This is a genomic window from Neobacillus sp. NPDC093182, assembly GCF_044754045.1.
Map to the genome: position 1 here is coordinate 1 of NZ_JBIVOI010000031.1, position 19101 is coordinate 19101.

The 19101-nt window shown below is 36.2% G+C and carries 20 protein-coding genes and 1 pseudogene; 10 read left to right on the forward strand and 11 right to left on the reverse strand.

Annotation, left to right across the window (positions count from 1 at the left end; genetic code table 11):
* Nucleotides 1–84 precede the first annotated feature (84 nt).
* Nucleotides 85–621 (forward strand): hypothetical protein, encoded by a 537-nt coding sequence (locus tag ACIQAA_RS31810; RefSeq protein ID WP_402627743.1) that lies wholly within the window; start codon nucleotides 85–87, stop codon nucleotides 619–621.
* 355 nt (nucleotides 622–976) lie between these two features.
* Here ACIQAA_RS31810 and ACIQAA_RS31815 read toward each other — a convergent pair whose 3' ends face one another.
* On the reverse strand, nucleotides 977–1570 hold the full coding sequence (locus ACIQAA_RS31815) for a TetR/AcrR family transcriptional regulator (protein ID WP_402627745.1): 594 nt from the start codon (nucleotides 1568–1570) through the stop codon (nucleotides 977–979).
* Nucleotides 1571–1760: 190 nt separating this feature from the next.
* Between ACIQAA_RS31815 and ACIQAA_RS31820 the strand changes: the two genes are divergently transcribed.
* Entirely contained in the window at nucleotides 1761–2531 is a 771-nt protein-coding gene (locus tag ACIQAA_RS31820) for an SDR family NAD(P)-dependent oxidoreductase (RefSeq protein WP_402627748.1), read from the forward strand.
* A 578-nt stretch (nucleotides 2532–3109) separates the two neighbouring features.
* On the opposite strand, the gene ACIQAA_RS31825 is transcribed toward ACIQAA_RS31820, so the two are convergent.
* Nucleotides 3110–3637, reverse strand: coding sequence for a CBO0543 family protein (locus tag ACIQAA_RS31825; protein WP_402627751.1), 528 nt, complete (start codon nucleotides 3635–3637; stop codon nucleotides 3110–3112).
* Here ACIQAA_RS31825 and ACIQAA_RS31830 point away from each other — a divergent pair.
* Nucleotides 3618–4622 carry a DUF3231 family protein gene (locus ACIQAA_RS31830; protein WP_402627753.1) on the forward strand — a complete coding sequence of 335 codons (1005 nt, stop codon included), beginning with the start codon at nucleotides 3618–3620 and terminating at the stop codon, nucleotides 4620–4622. The two genes, ACIQAA_RS31825 and ACIQAA_RS31830, sit on opposite strands and share 20 nt — an antisense overlap.
* 11 nt (nucleotides 4623–4633) lie before the next feature.
* Nucleotides 4634–4984, forward strand: a complete 351-nt coding sequence (locus tag ACIQAA_RS31835) for a hypothetical protein (RefSeq protein WP_402627756.1) — start codon at nucleotides 4634–4636, stop codon at nucleotides 4982–4984.
* Between the two features lie 1620 nt (nucleotides 4985–6604).
* Here ACIQAA_RS31835 and ACIQAA_RS31840 read toward each other — a convergent pair.
* Together ACIQAA_RS31840 and ACIQAA_RS31845 are read right to left on the reverse strand one after the other, a co-directional pair.
* The gene (locus ACIQAA_RS31840) at nucleotides 6605–7033 is read right to left on the reverse strand and encodes a hypothetical protein (protein WP_402627759.1); all 429 of its coding nucleotides are present in this window, start codon (nucleotides 7031–7033) and stop codon (nucleotides 6605–6607) included.
* A 432-nt stretch (nucleotides 7034–7465) separates the two neighbouring features.
* Nucleotides 7466–8230 (reverse strand): alpha/beta fold hydrolase, encoded by a 765-nt coding sequence (locus ACIQAA_RS31845; protein ID WP_402627762.1) that lies wholly within the window; start codon nucleotides 8228–8230, stop codon nucleotides 7466–7468.
* Nucleotides 8231–8630: 400 nt separating this feature from the next.
* Here ACIQAA_RS31845 and ACIQAA_RS31850 point away from each other — a divergent pair.
* A pseudogene (locus ACIQAA_RS31850) lies at nucleotides 8631–8738 on the forward strand (integrase); the annotation flags it as partial.
* A 277-nt stretch (nucleotides 8739–9015) separates the two neighbouring features.
* On the opposite strand, the gene ACIQAA_RS31855 reads toward ACIQAA_RS31850, so the two are convergent.
* The 7 genes from ACIQAA_RS31855 to ACIQAA_RS31885 all read right to left on the reverse strand — a co-directional run bounded on the left by ACIQAA_RS31855 (nucleotide 9016) and on the right by ACIQAA_RS31885 (nucleotide 15108).
* Nucleotides 9016–10170, reverse strand: a complete 1155-nt coding sequence (locus tag ACIQAA_RS31855) for a YecA family protein (RefSeq protein ID WP_402627765.1) — start codon at nucleotides 10168–10170, stop codon at nucleotides 9016–9018.
* 395 nt (nucleotides 10171–10565) lie between these two features.
* On the reverse strand, nucleotides 10566–11288 hold the full coding sequence (locus tag ACIQAA_RS31860; protein ID WP_402627768.1) for a DUF6241 domain-containing protein: 723 nt from the start codon (nucleotides 11286–11288) through the stop codon (nucleotides 10566–10568).
* Between the two features lie 419 nt (nucleotides 11289–11707).
* Nucleotides 11708–12265, reverse strand: coding sequence for a DUF4865 family protein (locus tag ACIQAA_RS31865; protein ID WP_402627771.1), 558 nt, complete (start codon nucleotides 12263–12265; stop codon nucleotides 11708–11710).
* Nucleotides 12266–12335: 70 nt separating this feature from the next.
* Nucleotides 12336–12470 (reverse strand): hypothetical protein, encoded by a 135-nt coding sequence (locus tag ACIQAA_RS31870; protein WP_402627773.1) that lies wholly within the window; start codon nucleotides 12468–12470, stop codon nucleotides 12336–12338.
* 152 nt (nucleotides 12471–12622) lie between these two features.
* On the reverse strand, nucleotides 12623–13369 hold the full coding sequence (locus ACIQAA_RS31875; RefSeq protein ID WP_402627776.1) for an MBL fold metallo-hydrolase: 747 nt from the start codon (nucleotides 13367–13369) through the stop codon (nucleotides 12623–12625).
* 191 nt (nucleotides 13370–13560) lie between these two features.
* A complete protein-coding gene (locus ACIQAA_RS31880) occupies nucleotides 13561–14328 on the reverse strand; it encodes an MBL fold metallo-hydrolase (protein WP_402627778.1) in 768 nt (255 codons plus the stop codon).
* A 189-nt stretch (nucleotides 14329–14517) separates the two neighbouring features.
* Nucleotides 14518–15108 carry a DJ-1/PfpI family protein gene (locus ACIQAA_RS31885; RefSeq protein WP_402627781.1) on the reverse strand — a complete coding sequence of 197 codons (591 nt, stop codon included), beginning with the start codon at nucleotides 15106–15108 and terminating at the stop codon, nucleotides 14518–14520.
* A gap of 116 nt (nucleotides 15109–15224) precedes the next feature.
* Between ACIQAA_RS31885 and ACIQAA_RS31890 the strand changes: the two genes are divergently transcribed.
* The 5 genes from ACIQAA_RS31890 to ACIQAA_RS31910 form a co-directional block, all read left to right on the forward strand.
* On the forward strand, nucleotides 15225–16091 hold the full coding sequence (locus ACIQAA_RS31890) for a LysR family transcriptional regulator (protein ID WP_402627784.1): 867 nt from the start codon (nucleotides 15225–15227) through the stop codon (nucleotides 16089–16091).
* A gap of 41 nt (nucleotides 16092–16132) precedes the next feature.
* Nucleotides 16133–16564: a winged helix-turn-helix transcriptional regulator gene (locus ACIQAA_RS31895; protein ID WP_402627787.1), complete on the forward strand. Its 432-nt coding sequence runs from the start codon at nucleotides 16133–16135 to the stop codon at nucleotides 16562–16564.
* 105 nt (nucleotides 16565–16669) lie between these two features.
* The gene (locus tag ACIQAA_RS31900) at nucleotides 16670–17053 is read left to right on the forward strand and encodes a GtrA family protein (protein WP_402627790.1); all 384 of its coding nucleotides are present in this window, start codon (nucleotides 16670–16672) and stop codon (nucleotides 17051–17053) included.
* A gap of 420 nt (nucleotides 17054–17473) precedes the next feature.
* Nucleotides 17474–18877 carry a purine-cytosine permease family protein gene (locus ACIQAA_RS31905; RefSeq protein WP_402627793.1) on the forward strand — a complete coding sequence of 468 codons (1404 nt, stop codon included), beginning with the start codon at nucleotides 17474–17476 and terminating at the stop codon, nucleotides 18875–18877.
* 116 nt (nucleotides 18878–18993) lie between these two features.
* Nucleotides 18994–19101 (forward strand): transposase (locus ACIQAA_RS31910; protein ID WP_402627796.1); only part of this gene is annotated, 108 nt, incomplete at its 3' end.

Sequence of the window (19101 nt, forward strand, 5' to 3'; positions counted from 1 at the left end):
AGGCTATTTTATTAGGACAACATCATCCTGTGATACATATAGATAAGGTGTAAATATATATATTTAATTTAAAGGGGAGACATCATGAAATATTTTATAGGTAAAGTTATCAGGGTTAATCGAGGCGGACCAGAATCCAGAATTGGGAAGTTAATGGATGCATGTGACGATCATATCGCCCTTCTCACGGAGGATGAAGGGGTGGTTTACTACAACTCTAAACATATTAAAAGTTTAACTGATAATGTAAAGGGCGAGATGAAATTCAACATTGAAGTTCCTATCGATTTCGAATTTAAAAAGGCGGATAATTTCCAAGACCTGCTTGAGTCATTGAAATTAAAATGGGTAAAAATTAATCGTGGTGGTCCTGAGAAGGTAGAGGGTGTAATCACTGAGGTAAATAAAGATTTCGTTCTTTTGATCAATAATCAGGAAATCGTTCGCCTTTCCATGTTCCACATTAAAAATATCAGTATTGGGGTAAAAATTGAAAAGGCTGAAAAAGAAAAATCTGATAACCAAGCTAGTGACAAAGCTGGAAACCAATCAAGTAACCAATCAAAAATTGCTGAATCCGAAAAACAACAGTCACTTCAAAAAGTAAAAATCAAACGATGACAGTGAAAATAAAAAAAATAAGATCATAAGTAGAACAAAGATAACTTCGCAAAAAATAGCTGCTGAAGAAGCTGAAAGTGATCAATCTGATCTCTTATCCACAATGGAAAAGTTTTTACGAAATTACTCTAAAACCAACCAATATTAAGTTTTTAAGGATCCTCACGCACAGCGATTCGCAGAGTGGTTGAATGAGGGGACACTGTCAAGAAAACGCTTGATAGTACCCCATCATTCATTTTTTTTTGTAAGAATATCCTAAGTTTTAAATATAGGTGGTATTCACTACCTCCATAGACTCTTCTTTCTTAAAACTAACCTGCCAGTAAGTACAACAAGAAAAAATACCGCTGCCTTAAAAGCTTTTAACATAAAAAACTTCTGTAGAAGTAAGCATAAGTTCTACAATTTGCTTGGACATATATTCAGGTGAAGTTGAAAAATCTTCTTCAATCCATCGAATAATTAACCCTGCTATTCCATGAGAGCGATAAATATACAACCACTTAGTGCTTATTGATGTTCCTTCTTCCAGTTCATACTGATATTCCTCAATAAACAACTGTTCTATAGCCTTTGCCATTTGATAACGGAAATCGACACGTATATGTTTACTTAATAATAATTTATAAAGCTTTGCATTTTCTTGAAAATACTTAAACAATGTTATATCATCCGTATTTAAATCTTTGATATTTACTTTTTTATTGGATTTATAAGGATTTCGAATTTGATTAATCATTTCTTTTAGCACATCTTGAATGACCTCATCAAGTAAATGTTCCTTTGTTTCAAAATTTGCATAAAAAGTTCCACGATTATAATTTGCTTCACGAACCATTTCTGAGATTGTAATCTGATCAAATGGCTTCTGATAAAGCAATTTTAAAAAGGTTTCTTTTAATGCTTTCTTTGAACGTTGAATTTGTTTATTAAAAAGTTCTGTCAAAGTTGGTCACCTCACAATAAAGTATGTTGGAAAAATTAATCTTCTGGACTAAGTTATTAATTTACTATACAAAACCTATCGATTTGTATAGTAATATACAAACTTGAATACTTTGATGATTGATGATTTTAAGTATAAACACTATTGTAATGAGTATAAAGTATATATTTGTCTTTAGGAGGTATTTAATATGACATTTCCATTATTAGAAGGTAAAGTTGCAATCGTTACAGGTGCTGCAATGGGTATGGGTGAAGCTACAGCAAAACTATTTGCAGAAGCAAAAGCAAAAGTTGTTATTGCTGATTTTAACGAAGAAAAAGGTCGTGCAGTGACAGATGCTATTAATTCGAGCGGAGGCGAAGCTGCCTTTGTAAAAGTAGATATTTCAAAATCTGAAGAAGTGCAAAAAATGGTTAAATTTGCAGTTGATACATTTGGTAAATTAGATGTAGCAGTAAATAACGCTGCTTTAACACCAGATGACAAACCAGCAGCAGAATTTGATGAAGCGTACTGGAATCGCCTAATCTCAGTTGATTTAACTGGTACTGCACTTTGTATGAAATATGAATTACAACAAATGCAAAAACAAGGACATGGTGGCTCTATTATTAACATTTCATCTGTTAGTGGATTCCGTCCACAGCCAAATAACATAGCCTATGTTGCAGCGAAGCATGGTGTAGTTGGTATGACAAAAGTGGCTGCCATGGAAAATGGTCCACTCAATATTCGTGTTAACTCAGTTGCTCCAGGTGCAATTGATACACCAATGCTTCGTGGTGCATTAGAGCAATTTGGTTTAACAGAAGAAGCATATTCCCCTCAATTAAGCTTACTTAACCGCTTTGGTCAGCCACGAGAAATTGCTCAAGCTAGCCTTTGGTTAGCTTCTGACGCATCCTCTTATGTAACTGGCACAACACTTCATGTAGATGCAGGTTATACTTCTCGTTAAGCATGTTAAAAACCGAAGATTAAACCCTTCGGTTTTTTGTTTTATCTATCATCATATTGAGACAAAGAATACAAGTAAAAGGAAGTAGGTCGGGACCTATTGTTGGATACCCGTTAAAGATCACTCTTCAACTGACCGTTAGCCCCATAACAAAAAAGGATCACCGAAGCGATTCCTCTTGAGCTCAAGCACCCGTTACTTTAAGTAAAATGTTTCACAATCTTTTCACTCATTCAGGCAGGAATCATTTTTTAGTAACTCATTATATTTAACCTAGTTACAATTGTCCATTTTCCTTAACCATCTTTACACAGGATGGTTAAGGAAAATGGACAATGAGGTCTACTTCAACCTGTATACAACATAAATATCTCATTGAAGGTTTACGCTACTTTCACCTCTTTGCCGTAGCCGCTAGCTACGGTTTTTTCTCATTTTAAAAACCACCCTGGGTACTTTTTCCTTAATTCCTCGGTCAATAATTTACACGATGTTCATTGTGATTAAGGGTTCGAATACTGTTAAGTGGTACCATTTTACCGAGTATATATGCCTTTCTTCAATTTTTATTGATTTTTTCAAACGAATTCATTCATAGCCATCATTGGCATTCCCACATATGCACTTAATCCACCAAAAAAAATAGCTTTAATATAGGGATTAAAGCTAGGCTTAAATTGCAGTAGCAGCATTACGAACACAGGTAAAACCGAGAGTCGAAATGGAAATTTTATAGTAGCCACTGGTATAACTTTCACGGGATAGGACCACTTTCCAAAACTAACACCAACTGCATCAAGTATTTCTGATAAAACCATCACTAGTAAGCCAGCAAAAAATAAACGAGCTGTACTTTCTTGGTTTCGGAATATCCACCATATAATCCAAGGAACAATTAACATGGCATTTAGGTTAGGAGTTTCATTTTTATTTTTCCATGAAATTATAAACCTTGTACAATTTAAAAGTGTCCAAGATTTTTCTCTCTCATCATATGTAAGTTTGTAATACGATAAATATTTATTTACATTATTAGGAAAGATAACTATGTGGATTACTTTTCGATTTAAAGGAGGAAGAATTCCTTTGCAAAGTGAAAATAACATTAAACTAACGTCTGCTGAGATTTCACAGCTATGGTCCGCTTACATGAATGATAGCCTTTCGATTTGTGTACTTAAATACTTTTCGGCTAAAGCAGAAGATCTTGAGATTCGTCTTGCAGTTGAATATGCACTGGGGTTAGCAGAGGCACACATAAAAAAACTGACAGTAATCTTTAAAGGTGAGAAATTTCCCATTCCATATGGATTTAAAGAAGAAGATGTTGATATTACAGCTCCTCGATTATTTTCGGATCTTTACTTTCTATATTATCTTCTACAATGGAGTTCATTAGGGTTAGAAGCTTATAGTATCTCGTTGAGTTTAGCAACACGTTCGGATGTATTTGATTATTTTTCAGAATGTATTGATGATTCAAAGAAACTTCGAAAAAAAACAGGAGATGTTTTACTATCTAAAGGTCTCTATATACGAGCACCCTATGTTACGACTCCTGAAAAAGTCGATTTTATTCGAAAACAAAACTTTTTAACCGGTTGGTTTGGAGAGCGTAGATCGCTGACTACGTTAGAAGTAACGAATCTTTATGCTAACCTTCAAAGAAATGTGTTAGCTATGGCAACATTTATTGGCTTCAGTCAAGTGGCAAAATCAAAAGAAGTGGGAAGCTTTATGGCAAGAGGAAAAGAAATCGCTTCAAAGCATATTGAAATTTATAGTTCCATTTTAATTGAAAATGCCCTTCCTGCTTCTGTATCTTGGGATAACCAAGTATTAGACTCAACTGTTTCCCCTTTTTCCGATAAACTTATGATGTTTCATGTAAATGGCCTAGCCGCGGGTGCTATCGGATATTACGGAACAAGTTTGTCAACAAGTTCAAGACGTGATTTATCTACACATTACCTCCGAATTTTAGGGGAAGTCCTAAAATATACAGAAGACGCTGCAAACATAATGATTGATAATGGGTGGATGGAACAACCACCAAAAGTAGTTGACCATGATAAATTAGCTATTACTTAGAAGGAAATAACATGACGAAAAAAGATCAACTTGAACATGTCCTATGGAGCATTGCATTGCCAGGATTTCCCCAAATCTTAAACGGAAAATTTCTCAAAGGATCACTTTTCATTTCTTTAGAATTCTTGATTAACATTCAATCAAACTTTAACGAAGTAATCATGTTAAGCTTTTATGGTCTTATTCAATCAGCAATTGATAGTACGAATTATCAATTGCTGATGTTTTACACCTGTCTATATATGTTTGCCATGTGGGATGCTTATAAAGACGCTGGCGGTGGAAAAGAATCTTTTTCGTTTTTCCGTTTGTGTTTTCTGCTTATTTTTAACAGTTGGTCTAATCTATTCCCCAACCATTGAGGATAATGGGGATACTCTTCGGACCGGTTTGGTTGCCAATATTATTTTAATTATTGGGTTATGCATTGGCACACTTTTTAAAACCATCCTTCAAAAAACCATCAGATTCAATAAAATCTGATGGTTTTTTAATGTAATGTTCCTTTGGTTGATCTTCCACTAGTCGAGTAGAAGGGAACCTCTCTACCTTTCGGTAGATTGTGTTCCTCCCCCCTCACAGAACAGTTAGCCCCCCTACGATCCCGGACGGTCGGATTTCCCGAGTCCGGTTCTGACCTTGGATTAATCACCTACAAGCCTTCCCATGAAACCGCAGGATTAAATGTCGGTACGCATATTCCCCCATCATTTGTAGGTTTACTTGTAAGCTAGTTTAAACATACTTTATAGCTCAGAGTCTATAATGCTCAAACATTCAAAGTGCCCAGAGGTCCTTTGCCCTATCAAAGGTGTTACCTTGATAGAAGTGTAATTTTCTTACACTTAAGAAGGCATTACCCTTCCCTCATTGCTACTACGACCTCATGCGCCAATCCTAAATCATCCTACCATTTTCTATTAGCCTCTTATATGATAGGTCTTTATTGGTTAGTACCTTCCCAATTTGAAGTAGGACCTTCCCGTCGTTATCTCTGAAAATCTTTCCACAGTTGCCAGAACCCATACCCCGGCTGCTCTTACGGTGCTTTTGACCGTTTCTTCCCGTAAGACATCGGTCTTCCCCCGTTAGGCAAAGGTCGACGCTAAGCAAAACATCCCTCGAACAGTTTCTTTGAGGGGCGTAGATTTCGGGATTGCAGTATTCGTTAAATCCTTCTGGCCTCTGTGTTTGCTCGCCACACAGACTGTTCCGACCTTATCCTCTCTGTGTAGAATAGGCCGCCGTGACTTTTACTTCCAAGCAGAACGTAGTTCGTTACCTCCCCACGCATTGGATATGCTAGTCATCCGAATCGGTCAATTGATGACAGGAGACTTTCACTCCATAAGATTCTCAGCCTTGACGGCTGCTCCACCTAACTGTCTACGCTTAAAAGCTAAAGTTACCTTTTGCCCTCCAAGTCTCGCAACGAGCGAATGGCTAATTCTTACTCGACGGGAATCCCACCCGCTATATGATACGACCTATGCTCGGCCGCACACACACCCTTTAGTTGAAGAGTGGGGAATAGATTATTAAGAGAACTCCTAATAAAATAAGACCAACAATAATAATTAATCCATTACTTAAATCTAATACGACACCTAAAATCACCCATAGGAAATAGAAAATTTTAGTTTTTGTATTTTCATTTTTATAATTTTTATTTGCTTCTTTAATAAACCACCCTAAAATGATACTTCCGCCAACAACCAATATAATCCCAATAGCCACTATTTTCATAATCGTACGGTTTTCTTACTCCTTTTAAGGAATTTATATACGTGTTAGTTTGTCACTTTTCTACTTCCACTAACCTGACCTTTAGTTCAATAACAAAGAAGCCGCCAAGAATGGCAGCTTGATTTTGAGCCTCAGCCCCGTTTAGTTGATTAGGATTCAGGGGATAGACCATTAATGGTTCAAATATACCTCCTCATTAAGAAATTAACTGTCTAAAAATACTATTCAAATCTTATCTAGCTGTCTTTATTATGATTAGGTTCTAAGGGATGATGAGGAGGATTAGGGGAGTCATTACGATGAATTACCACAAAGTCAGCATGTCGGAAAAACATTGTTGGTTCTGCCTCATTCAGAGAACTGCCACCATCAGATGAAAAACCACCTGTGACACAGATTTGAATTAAGTCTCTTGATGATTTATCTACGTTTCCACTAATTGAAATGATCAATACTAGTTGGTCGTTTGAAGCCGTATTACTGTTGTTAATTGGCAAAGGAAGGACAACCGATTGAGAGAGCATAACTGCTGAATTTGGTTCAACTCTGATTAGTGCTGGTGGGTGTATCAGAGTACAAGGTGATGGTTGGTGATTTGTGTAGGATGAGTGAATCGCATTTGGTTGAGTGAAGACTTGGTGAATCTTTAATGTTACCGTCAACATTCGATTACTCAAATTTGTCAAGCTTATAAAAAAGAAGTTGACAGGATTTCCGTTGCATATACGCCTGGGAACCACAAAAGGTCCCGTACTTAATGTTGCCATAGCAAACACAACCTTTCAAAAAAATCTATTATCTAGTATATTGAATGCAAAAATCGTAATTTTTGACAGGGACAAGTTATTTAGTTAATCTGTACAATTATTGATATTCACCTATTGTATAGTACCGTTCAACATAAAAATTGAAAAATGTTTTATTATTTTTATTTCCATTCTTCAACTCCCAAACCTACAACGTTAGCTCTACAAAGAAAAAGAGCTACCGTAGCAACTCATTGTTAAACTCTAGCACCCGTTAGTTTAAGTGTAATACTTCACAATCTTAAGACAAGAAAAACAACGTAACATTCTCCACAAATAACTTTTCATTAATTAGATATCGGTTGTATTATTTATTTGTTCTATACAATCATTGATACTATCAATGACTACTTTAGGCTCTGATAATTGTGGGAAATGACCACTTTTTTCAGCTATAATATGTTTGGTATTTCTTGATAACGAAAGTAATTCTACTTGATTATCTAGTCGTTTTTTTCTAACTTCCTTAGGCATCATTCGGTTTTCTTGTCCACCTGTAATTACATATACTGGTATATCGGGAAAAGAGTCTATCTGATGAATTTGGTTTACTGTTTCTTCCACAAAATTAACTTCATTGAATTGTTTATGGGAAGACAATGAATCAAACATTGTGAACACCTTATTAATTGCTTTTACAGTCATACCTTGATATTCATTAAGCTTTAAATCTTTTGGATGGCTGGATTCTAGAAAGACAATTCCTGCTACTTCGCTTGGGTAGAGACGGGCATATAAATTTGCATATAAGCCACCTAGCGAATGTCCAACTAATAAGAATGGGGGTTCAAATCCCACTATTGTTAATGCTTCACGTAAAGTATTAACAATCGTTATCCCATCTTGGGACTCTTTCGGTTTATCGCTACCAGTAACACCAAGACGATTATAGGAAAATACAGATGATGATTCCGAAATTTCTGGTAGTATTTTCATCCAACCTTCTATCGGCCCCGAACCACCGTTAATCAAAACTATATTTGGTTTTCCGTTTCCACTAATATTATATTGTAACTTCCCATTTGATGTTTCCACTCTAAATTTCTCTATTTTCAATTCGTTACACCTCACTTTGTTTATGTCACTTTAACCTTGAATACGTGTTTAATAAGCTATTGGTTTCATTTAATATTCTCATTGGGCTTTTTTGATTTCTTCATCAACTTAACTGCTTCGTTAGGACAATAAGCGACTGTTCTTGTGGAACAATCGCACTTCGATAGTTGATTAAGGATTTTATTTTATCTATATCCACTTAAATTAAATATCAATGTGATGACAATTAACACTGGTATTACAACTATCCATTTCCTCATCTTTAACTCCCCCTAATATCCCATTATTCTATCTCCCATTATTCAACTCCACGATAGTTCAATCCCTAACGTTTTCATTTCTATACTCAAGGCAATAATTCCTCTATATAACGGTTAGGAGGAATATATTGAAAAAATGAGCTCCCATTTATGTTATTCAGAGTTTACTAGGGCACGAAAAAAGTGAACCCACTCGGATATATGATCAGCTAAGTGGGAGTATTGAAGAGAATTTTATAAAATTATTTTTAGAAATGAGTTGGAAAAGGCAACTGATTTTTCCGCTACTTTTGACTATTTCGGTATCTAATTATATATAAATAACGTCCTATAAATGTCTAGCCTTCTACAATTAACCTGCCTTTAGTTCAATAAAAAAAGCAGTCACAATGACAGCACCATTTTTCAACTCTGCACCTGTTAGACTGTTTCTTCTACAGCTACTCTAAATAATGAAATAAAAAAGACCTCCTGAGGAAGCCTTTATTCTCGTATACCAAACCAATGTAAAGCGTTTAATTAATTTTATTTCCCGCAGCATTTTTTATATTTTTTGCCGCTTCCACAAGGGCAAGGATCATTGCGGCCGACTTTAATTTCGTTTCGGACTGGAGCTAGTGGGAGATCATTCCCCTTCTGTCTAAAGTCGAGTTCTCTTTCCATTGCCGCTTGTCTCCATAGAGCTAGTTCTCGATTCTTTAACCCCAATATCGAAAAGTAGCTATAGACGGTTTGTTCAACATCAACAAGTCCAGATGTATAATCTAGCTCCATATGTTCGTTAATTTCAGGTAGAGCTTCTTCCGAAAGCTGGTGACAAAGTGCTTCGATTAGAATATCTTGATCATCCAGTTGCTTTGCAGAACGGTAGGCTTCTCTTAAAACCTTGACCGCAAAGTCTGATTTAATGTTTTCAACAACCGAAGCGGCATAAATAATGGAATTATCTTTCCTTAGATAGGGTGCTACTTCCTTTACTACCTCATCCGATTGGAAACTGATTAACGTTACAGACAGTTCTTCTAATAAACTATCTTCATCGCGATCCAATAAGCTAACCAATAAAGGAATATGCCTTTCTAACTTTAACAATCCAATCATATAGACCGTCAAGATTCCATTAAATGAAAACCATTGTTCCTCTAACTCATCTTCTAGTATTTGGTCTATTTCTCTTTCTGTAACCCAGCCCTTTTTCACCAAACAGGCTGCCAGTTTTTTTGCTTTTATGTAGAAATAATGCTGCTCTGAACCGGCCCTCTCCAGGTCATTTAAGATTTGACCATATTCCGAGTACACTTCTTCTTCCGTGCCATGTAACAATATCTCATATAAGGACCATGTATCCTTGGGTATATATTCTTGAAGCTGTTCCTTATATTTAAGAGCAAGTTCCGGTTCGATACGGTGGACCAAGTTCACCGCTAAATGGCGTTTGGACGGTTCCATTAATGGAATATTTTCAATTAATATCTTAACGGCCTCTTCATTAAAGGTTTGATTTTCTACATAGATGAAGATCGAAGATTGTTTGTCTTTATTTTTAAATGCTTCTTTCAGCAATTCATTGGTCCATTCTTCCGGGACATTCGGATAATCATGAAGAGCATGCAGCACTACCTCTTGGATTAATATATCATCGCTAATCAAATGCGGTTTAATTTTTTCTAAAAATGTCATTATGTTTCCTCTCATTCTTCCATTTATCAGTACAATTATTGTACTTTATTGTCCAGACAAAGTAAAAAACGAGCAGAATCCGCCCTTTTTTTGTTTTAGAACAATAATTGGGGTGATAAGTTAACATGAAAAAATTGCAGATTTACGAAAAACGAAATAATATAAATATTTAATTGAAAAAAGAAGTCCCAGGAATTCTAATTCCTTGGGACTCTTTAGGATAAACCAAAATTATGCATTCACTGTTGTTTAAATTCATAAAATTGTCAATAAAATATTTCTAAACACTAAATAAACAACCGAATGCTCTTTTATTTCAAGTGCTTTCTTTTATTTATGTATAAGTGTGTGAGGTAAACCGACTTCTCTGATCTTTAAATGCCTTAGTCAACACATTATTGCTGAACTCCAAATTGTTCCTTTACTAGTGCTGCTTCTTCACTCGGGCTCAAGATTCCATACGCCTTTCCAACTGATCCATTTTTCATTTTCCATATTGAGTTATGTTCAGCTACAATATCACTAAAATCGTTATTTAACCATTCAGTCACTATAGAAAGCATATTAATATTTTGATTAAATGCAGGATTCTCCTGCAGCACTTCTTTCACTGCTAAAAGATTCACTTCGTTGATATGAACAAATCCCCATTTTTCTTCTGAACGGACTTTCTGGTGCGTCATATTATGTAGAATCTCTAATACGTCTTCTTCTGATGGCGCTTGGTCTATACCTAAAGCGACTTTTGCTTGATTAATGTTGACTTCTAATTCCGCCAAACGTACTTCTTCTTTGGCCTTTAGATTTCGAATATACTCTTCTTTCACACTAGCTGCCCTATCTACTAGTTTTCGTTTTTCTTCGCTTTCTGGCAATGAACGGGCTGCTTCTTCTGCAGCTTCGATATTCTCTTGGGTTGGATTCATTTCCGCACTAATGACCTTCGTTTCAACGATTCCACTGGCCTCTTGGGAAGCTTCCTTTTCTACCTGTTGTTGGGTTTCGATCACAGCTTCATTCTGTTTTTCTTGATAAAACTTATAACCTATCATTCCTCCGCCAGCTAAAACCATGCATGCTAGAACAACCATGGCAAACTTACGCTTATGTATACCCATATTGAAATCCTCCATTACTTATTTAACTCACATTTAATATAAGGAATGAATAAATTCATTGTAAGAATCATTCATATACTCTCAATCTCTCGAACTAAACCAAGACTTATAGTACCATTATGCCTCCGCCACACTTCCATGATTACACGTCCCGTATGTTAGTTTTAAAGCTAAAAATCCATAGCTCTGTTAACCATTCGTATCATTCTTTATTTTGAAATAAATCAATACTTATTGCAACTTTCCAGCTGGGCTCAATGCCTTGTTTCCAAATGGGCTGACATGAAGAGAGCTGGTAACGCGAATCAACCCTCTTCTTATCAAAGAGGGTTTTTTGAAGAATGAATCAATACTGTTGTTGAATAACTAGTCTCATTGTCTGACAGGAAAACATTAAACGACTATACGCCGCCCTTCAATTAATAATCCAGAGATTTTTCATGTGAAATATGAAGTATGGTATAAACCACACCGCGTTTTTCTTCTATTAAATTACTTACATCTCTTAAAAAGTAAAAAACATCATATTCCCACTTATCGGGATTATACGTAAGCATATATTCAGCATTATTAATCTGGGGGATATCCTTTAGTATTTCATCTTTTGTGTTACGCAAACTTCCCTGTGGCGGTATTCGATTTGTAAGGTGAAATAGAAATTTATATGGGCTCACGTCTACTGGTGGATCAACCAGTGGAATCCCCAACTGGACTTGTTGCCATCCAAACGAAGTAAGAATATTGTCATAGTAGCCCTCAAATAAGAATTTGTTAAGGCCGTTATGATTTTTCCAAAGGTAAAATGGGCTATAACTGTTTTGTAAATTATGATTGATCCCTTTTTCCGTGATCAGATACAATTTGAATTTCAAATCATCAAATCCATCTGTTTTATGTCCATTATTTATGACTCGTTCCTTGATGATGTTCATGTCATAGTCACTTGGTAATAAGATTTTGTATTGTGTCGTAATCATTTTTTCCCTCAGCTTTTCATATTGTTTTCAATTCCTATATGCTAAATAAAATGAAATTAAGATTTTGTTATTAGAGGTTTTCTGTGATCGCTTTTAGTACTTCCATCGGTGCTTCAAATGGGACAAAATGTCCGATTCTTGGCAAAATTTTCAACGTATAATTTTCAAAAAATAAAGCTAGATTGTCAGACCATTCTGCTAGCATTACGGGGTCTTCTTCTCCCCATAATACCGTTGTTTTTTGTTTGATTTTTTCTTCTATCGGTTGTATAGATGTTGGTTTTTTCGCTAGTGCTCTCGCCTTACTCTCATTTTATTTCCTCCTTACTCTATACATCCAATGAAGGCTGCAGAACACTAGATTTCTAGTATTTCCTTAGGCTGGAGCAGTTGTACCTTTATGTTTTCTTGCTTAGCAGCTGATAACAGCCGGGCTTCTGCGTTTTCTGTTTCCATATATATAGGTGGATGATGAAATGTTCGATAATGAATGGGGATTAAGAGTTTTGAGTTTAAAACACGTGCTGCTGACACAGCCTGTTCAGGTGTCAGGCAAATAGGCTGTTTACTATGGCGTATTCCAGGTTCATTAACAGCTGCACCGTTGATCGGGAGGAATGCTGCATCAAATGGACCATACTTTCTTTCCATCTCCCACCAATATCCATGCCATAATGTGTCTCCACAATGGATGATGGTTTTGACACTATCTGTTACAACCCAAGAAACCTGATTGTCACCTAATCCATCTACTGAGTAGGAAGCAGCAGCTGACAATTCACCAAAAGAATAAACTTCACCCACTGACATTCCCTTAACATTACTTAAACCTTTTTCCCTTACACCCTTCTCATTTCCATTCGCTACGAATACCGGAATATCAACCCCAAACCTTTCAATGATAAAGTCAGGATCAAAATGATCGGAATGTAGATGAGTGATTAAAATAGCGTTAGCGGAAGACAATTCCTCGAGTGGTGAAAATACATGTTTTGGCTTCCCAAAGAAGCTAGCTTCAGGGCTTTTATATACAGGATCAATGAGTATGCGATTATTTTCAGTCTCAATCAATACCCCGGCCCAATCTAATCTTTGTATGATCATATTAAATCTCCTCTCTAGCAAGAAGATAAGCGAAGGAAATCCTCTTATCTTACTAAACTAACACTCTACTCTCTCAACATTTAGCGGAACAGTCTCAATTCTATAAACATTTTTTAATTTGAAATGCCTGATGAATTCAATTTTCATCTCTATCATCTTTGAAATTGTTATTATGATTGTTTTATCGTTTTTTACAATAAAAGCTTTTCATTTGGTTGTAAAAATCTAATGTTAACCCCGAGGTCCTTCCCCCTTTGGCTTAACCTCTCTTTGATAGACTCTGTTTCACAGTAAAATGGAGGGTTATGAAACGTTCCATAATGGATTGGCACTAAGTATTCTGCATTTAATATGCTGGCTGCTTCTACTGCTTGCTCAGGGGTCAAACATGCTGGTAAACTACTTTGTTTCTTCAATCCATAAACATTTAGTATCGGACCGTTAACTGGTAAACAAGCTGCGTGAATTGGTCCATATTGTTGTTCCATCCTCCACCAATAGCCATGCCATTGGGTATCCCCACAATGAACAACCGTATGGTCCCCGTCACAAATGACCCATGAAACCTGAGGTGTTCCATATCCGTCAACGGAATAAGATGCAGAAATTTTAAAATGATTAATGTTAAAATCGTCGTTTGGATTTACTCCCACTACCTGCCTAAATCCTAGTTTTCTAGCATACTCGGTTGTTTCCTTTGGAAGATAAATCGGAATTTCATCGCCAAAACATCTCAGGATGGATTGAGCGTCAAAGTGGTCGGGGTGAAAATGGGTAATGAAGATAGCATTCGGGCGATGGATGGTATCGAGTGAAACCAAGGGCTCCAAAGGTTCCCCAAGTTTTGCAGCAAGAGCTTGATCTTGACCTTTTATCGGTGCTCCTAATGGATCAATCAACATATATGTTTCTTTTGATTCAATCAATACAGTTGCCCAAGACAATTTTGTTACTTCCATCATAACGACCTCCTATTTCTTACCTCAATTTTCCAATCTTTACATATTCATCATACTTTGGTGAGTATTTTTTTGCAACTTACTTTTAATTAAAAACTCAGAAAAATTAAAAACAGAATTCGTCTCCTATAAGAGACAAACACTGTTTCGCTATTAAACAATGAAATAAGTAGTTACTGCCTGCCAAAATTATTCATGAAACCCCATAAGCCTTTTTACATGGTCCGCATGTTCTTTTGTTGTAAGTTGTTCAAGAAGGGCAAACGCTACCCCAAACGAGGTGGAAGGGTTGTAGGAAGTAATAATATTTTGATCGATGACAATCGGTTGATCCTTCATCACATTCACGCCCATTTCTGCTAATTGAGATTGCCGCTTGCCTGTACCTAAGTTATAGGTGGTAGCATATCTTCCATGTAAAACGCCACTCTTTCCAAGCACCAATGCTCCAACACAGATCGCTGCGATGATTTTTCCTTGTTTTTCGAATTCTTGGATAAATCCAAGCACTTCTGGACGATAGGCGTCTTCATAAAATCCTGCTTTCTCAAAACCACCTGGTAAGGCTAAAGCGTCAAATTCCTCCGCAGTTACTTCTGAAAGCAGCTTTTCAGGTTTAACCGTGAAATTCCAGGTGCAAGTCAGTTCTTCTCGTGTGCCGACCGTAATGAGTTCCGTTGACCCATCGGCTACATCTTTGCTCCACCCAAACACATCTGTGAACACACTTGCTTCAACGGCTTCAAATCCATTCGGTAATAATAAACATATTTTTTTCATTTTCTCCATCTCCTTTAAATGGATTGTATGCTATAATTATCCATTAGTAAAATTGAAATAACTAAAGATTATGTTTAGAAATACTGATAACAAAATGAAAGGTTGGAGGGATACCCTTGGAAATTCGACAATTACAAACGTTTAAAACCGTCGCCGACTTAAATAGCTTTACAAAGGCTGCTCAAACTCTTCAGTATTCCCAAGCTTCCATTACTTCTCATATTCAGCAGCTGGAAGATCAAATCGGCCTTCCCTTATTTGATCGATTGGGAAAGCATATTCAATTAACGATGGCCGGGCAGGAACTCTATCAATATGTAATCGAATTACTGGCTGTGTATTCGAAAATCCAACATATTTCGTCCGATAACATGTCGATGAAAGGTGAAATCCGTATCGGTGCAGCCGAATCGATAACCGTATATAAACTAGGCAAAGTAATTTCCGAGTATAAAAAGAACTATCCGGACGTTACTTTTTCGCTTATGAATGACGACTGTCTTCCACTGAGAGAGAGACTTTACTCTGGGGAGATCGATATTGCGATCACTTTAGAACCAAAGGTAAATGATCAGAATTTAATTACACAAGTTTGGTCTGAAGAACCATTAGTTTTTATTGGGGAAACTAACCATACGTTCAGTACGATTGAAGATGCAAATGGAGAATGTATCATCTTTAGTCCTAAAACATGCGCCTTAAGACAATTTTTTGAAGCCTATTTGATTAGGAATAGTATAAACACTTATAATCATTTGGAGTTTACGAGTATGGAAGCTATTAAACAATGTGTGATGAGTGGATTAGGAATCACCTTAATCCCCTATTTGAGCGTTGAAGCATTATTACGAGAGGATAAAATGAAGGTAATTAAGTCATCTTCTGAACATCCAAGTTTCTATGCGCAAATCTCCTATCATAAAAACAAATGGCTGTCAAAAGCACATCAGAAGTTTATTGAAATGGCTTTAACAGATAAATGAATAGGTTGTTTTAAATAATGATGATAATGTGAGGCTGACGTATGAAAAAAAAGAGATATAATTTACCATGTAATATCGCAAATACACTTGACATCATTGGAGACCGTTGGACATTATTGATTGTGAGAGACATCATGCAAGGGATTACCAAATTTAATGAATTAAAGACTTCTTTGGTTGGGATTGCCCCCAATATATTATCCGACCGATTGCAAATCCTGGAATCGGAAGGCATCATCCGATCAAAACGTTACAGTGACCATCCTCCTAGATACGAATATGAACTGACACAGGATGGATGGAAACTTAAAGATGTTCTATTTGCCCTTGCCATTTGGGGAAATAACCATTTTAATGAAAAATACAACCGACTGGTCGATCCAACCTGTGACCATGAAGTCCAAATCGCCTATTTTTGTCCTCATTGTGAGAGTTATACAAAAAGACCTAAATTTATACCTTATGAAGAGTGATTACCTGCTTATTCAAATTATAAGAATAAAATGGTTAGGAAAATAAATCTTTAAAATATCCAAAAAAACTGACGTATGAATGACCATGAATGAGAGGCTGTAAGAATGCTTGTAAGTAAAGAACTATTTCACAAATTTATAAAATACGGTGTCGTGGGTTGTGTAAGCATACTCATTTATTATCTTTCTGTTTTCGTTTTGGTAGAACTTCTTGGCAAAAATCCCCTTTTTGGAACATCTGTTTCCTTTGTCATCATGTCTTATTTTTCATTTCTACTAAACAGAAAGTTTACCTTTGGAAGCGACTTTTCTTACAATAAGTTATTGCGCTTTCTCGCTGTTTCAGCAATTGGTTTCACATTGAATTTTCTAATTATGTATTTAGTAGTCCATGTCTTATCTCTTCATTATTCAATAGGAGAGGTCGTAACAACATTGGTTATTCCTATCATCAATTTTATCTTGAATAACTATTGGACATTTAAATAAGACCGTTTGAAAGCAGGGATCTTAATAGCTCCCTGCTTTTTACTTTCTCAGCCTTACACAGCACTCTTCACCTGCAGTAAGGTCAAGTACATATCCCCTGGTTTGTTTTTAAATTAAACTTAAATAAAAAAATTTATCCCGCATTGATAGAGGAAAAAACACATCCTTTTATCGTAAGAATACGTATATTTAACAATATTTGTCCTGTAATATACGGAGTATTCGGCACGATTACTAAGATAGAGGCAGTATTTTGCGGATAAAGTTGCTCTAAGCGTGTTATATCACAGATTATGTCGAATTATCATGTTTGAGTACAGCCAGTGATTATTGTTATGCTAATTACATTAGTTCACTATTTATGGAATTTGTTCATTGCAAGGAATATCCTTGTGAAATCCATCACAAAAGGAGTTGATAATGTTGAGATCTGATAACTCTACTGTTCAGAATCGCAACAAAGAGTTGAGTGATGATTACTCATTGGATAGAGTACCTCTTAACAAAAGAAACATGGGTTGGTTAAGCATTACAAATATTACATTTGGAATTGCTACGGCCATATTTTATTTTCAAATGGGAAGCGTAATGGCCCTGCAATTTGGTGCTATCAATGCAATTATTTCGGCTATATATGCCATTATTGTCGCAGGTATCCTTGGAACATTTATTGCCTATTTATCTGCAAAATCGGGTATGAACGTTAATTTACTATCAAGGGGCGGCGGATTTGGTTATATTGGTGCCTCCTTGACCTCTGTTATTTATGCCACTAATTTTATTATGTACTGTGCGCTTGAAGGCTTAATCTTAGTTGCAGCTGTACACGAATTCTTTCCTCTTATTCCCAAATGGGGTTTAATTCTTTTCTTTGGTATCATCGTCATTCCTTTAAATTGGTTTGGCATCAAGCAATTGGATAAATTACAAAAATGGTCGTTGCCGCTGTTTGGTATTTTTCTAATCGCAGCAATTGTTGTGGCTGCAATCAAACCATCCGTTTATGATGGAAGCTTTTGGTCTTATATGCCTGAAAATGTTCAGGTTGGAGGAACTGCCCTTTTACTTTGTATTGGCATGCAGCATGGAATTATGGGATTAACACCACTTCTCGCTTCTGATTATGCTCGTTTCCTTAAACCGAAGGATATAAAAGTTGGAATATTTGCAATCGGATTTATCCCACAGATCTTTTGTTTTGGAGTGATGGGGGGTCTTGGAATTTGGTTCGGTGTTCGTCTCGGGGAACCAAACCCTGGAATATATATCGTTCTACTCCTTGGCGGTTGGGGAGCTTTATTTACGATGATTACTCAAATAAGAATTAATGTAACAAATATCTACAGTGGTTCACTGTCACTATCCAATTTTTTCGAAAATGTTTTTAAATTTAAGCCAGGTAGACGCTTCTGGGTAGTTGTTACGGGGGTATCGGCAATTGTCTTAATGCTCGGGGACATTGTGAATCACCTTGAAACCGTTTTGACATTTCAAGGAGTTTTCCTATTGTCTTGGGCAGCTATTCTGGTTACAGATGCTGTTTTCGTTAAGAAACTATTAAAGATTGGGCCTGGATATTATGAAGCCAGACAACAGAATTTGCATAAATGGAATCCCGTTGGTGTTGGATCACTATTGATCGCAAGCAGCATAGGCACGTTTGCTGCACTAGGTTTTATGGGAACATTCCTGCAAAGTACTGCAGCCTTTTTTGCTGCTATCCTTGCATCTATTTTAACGATCATTTTCGCTATCACTACAAAAGGAAAATATTATATAAAAGGAAAAGCCAAGGATATTGCAAGAGAAGAATATATTGCCTAAAACCATGGGAAAACAATGGGGACGGTTCTACTGGTCCACATTTTGCATAACTTGAACCAAGGAATGTACTGCACCCCAAAAGTTAGAGTAAAATCTGGCTTTTGGGGTGTTTATTTATGAAAAAATATTGTGAAGAATTTAAACTTATGGTGGTAAGAGAATATCTGGAAGGAAAACTTGGATATAGAGCCCTTGCCAAGAAACATGGGATTAAGTCGAAATCA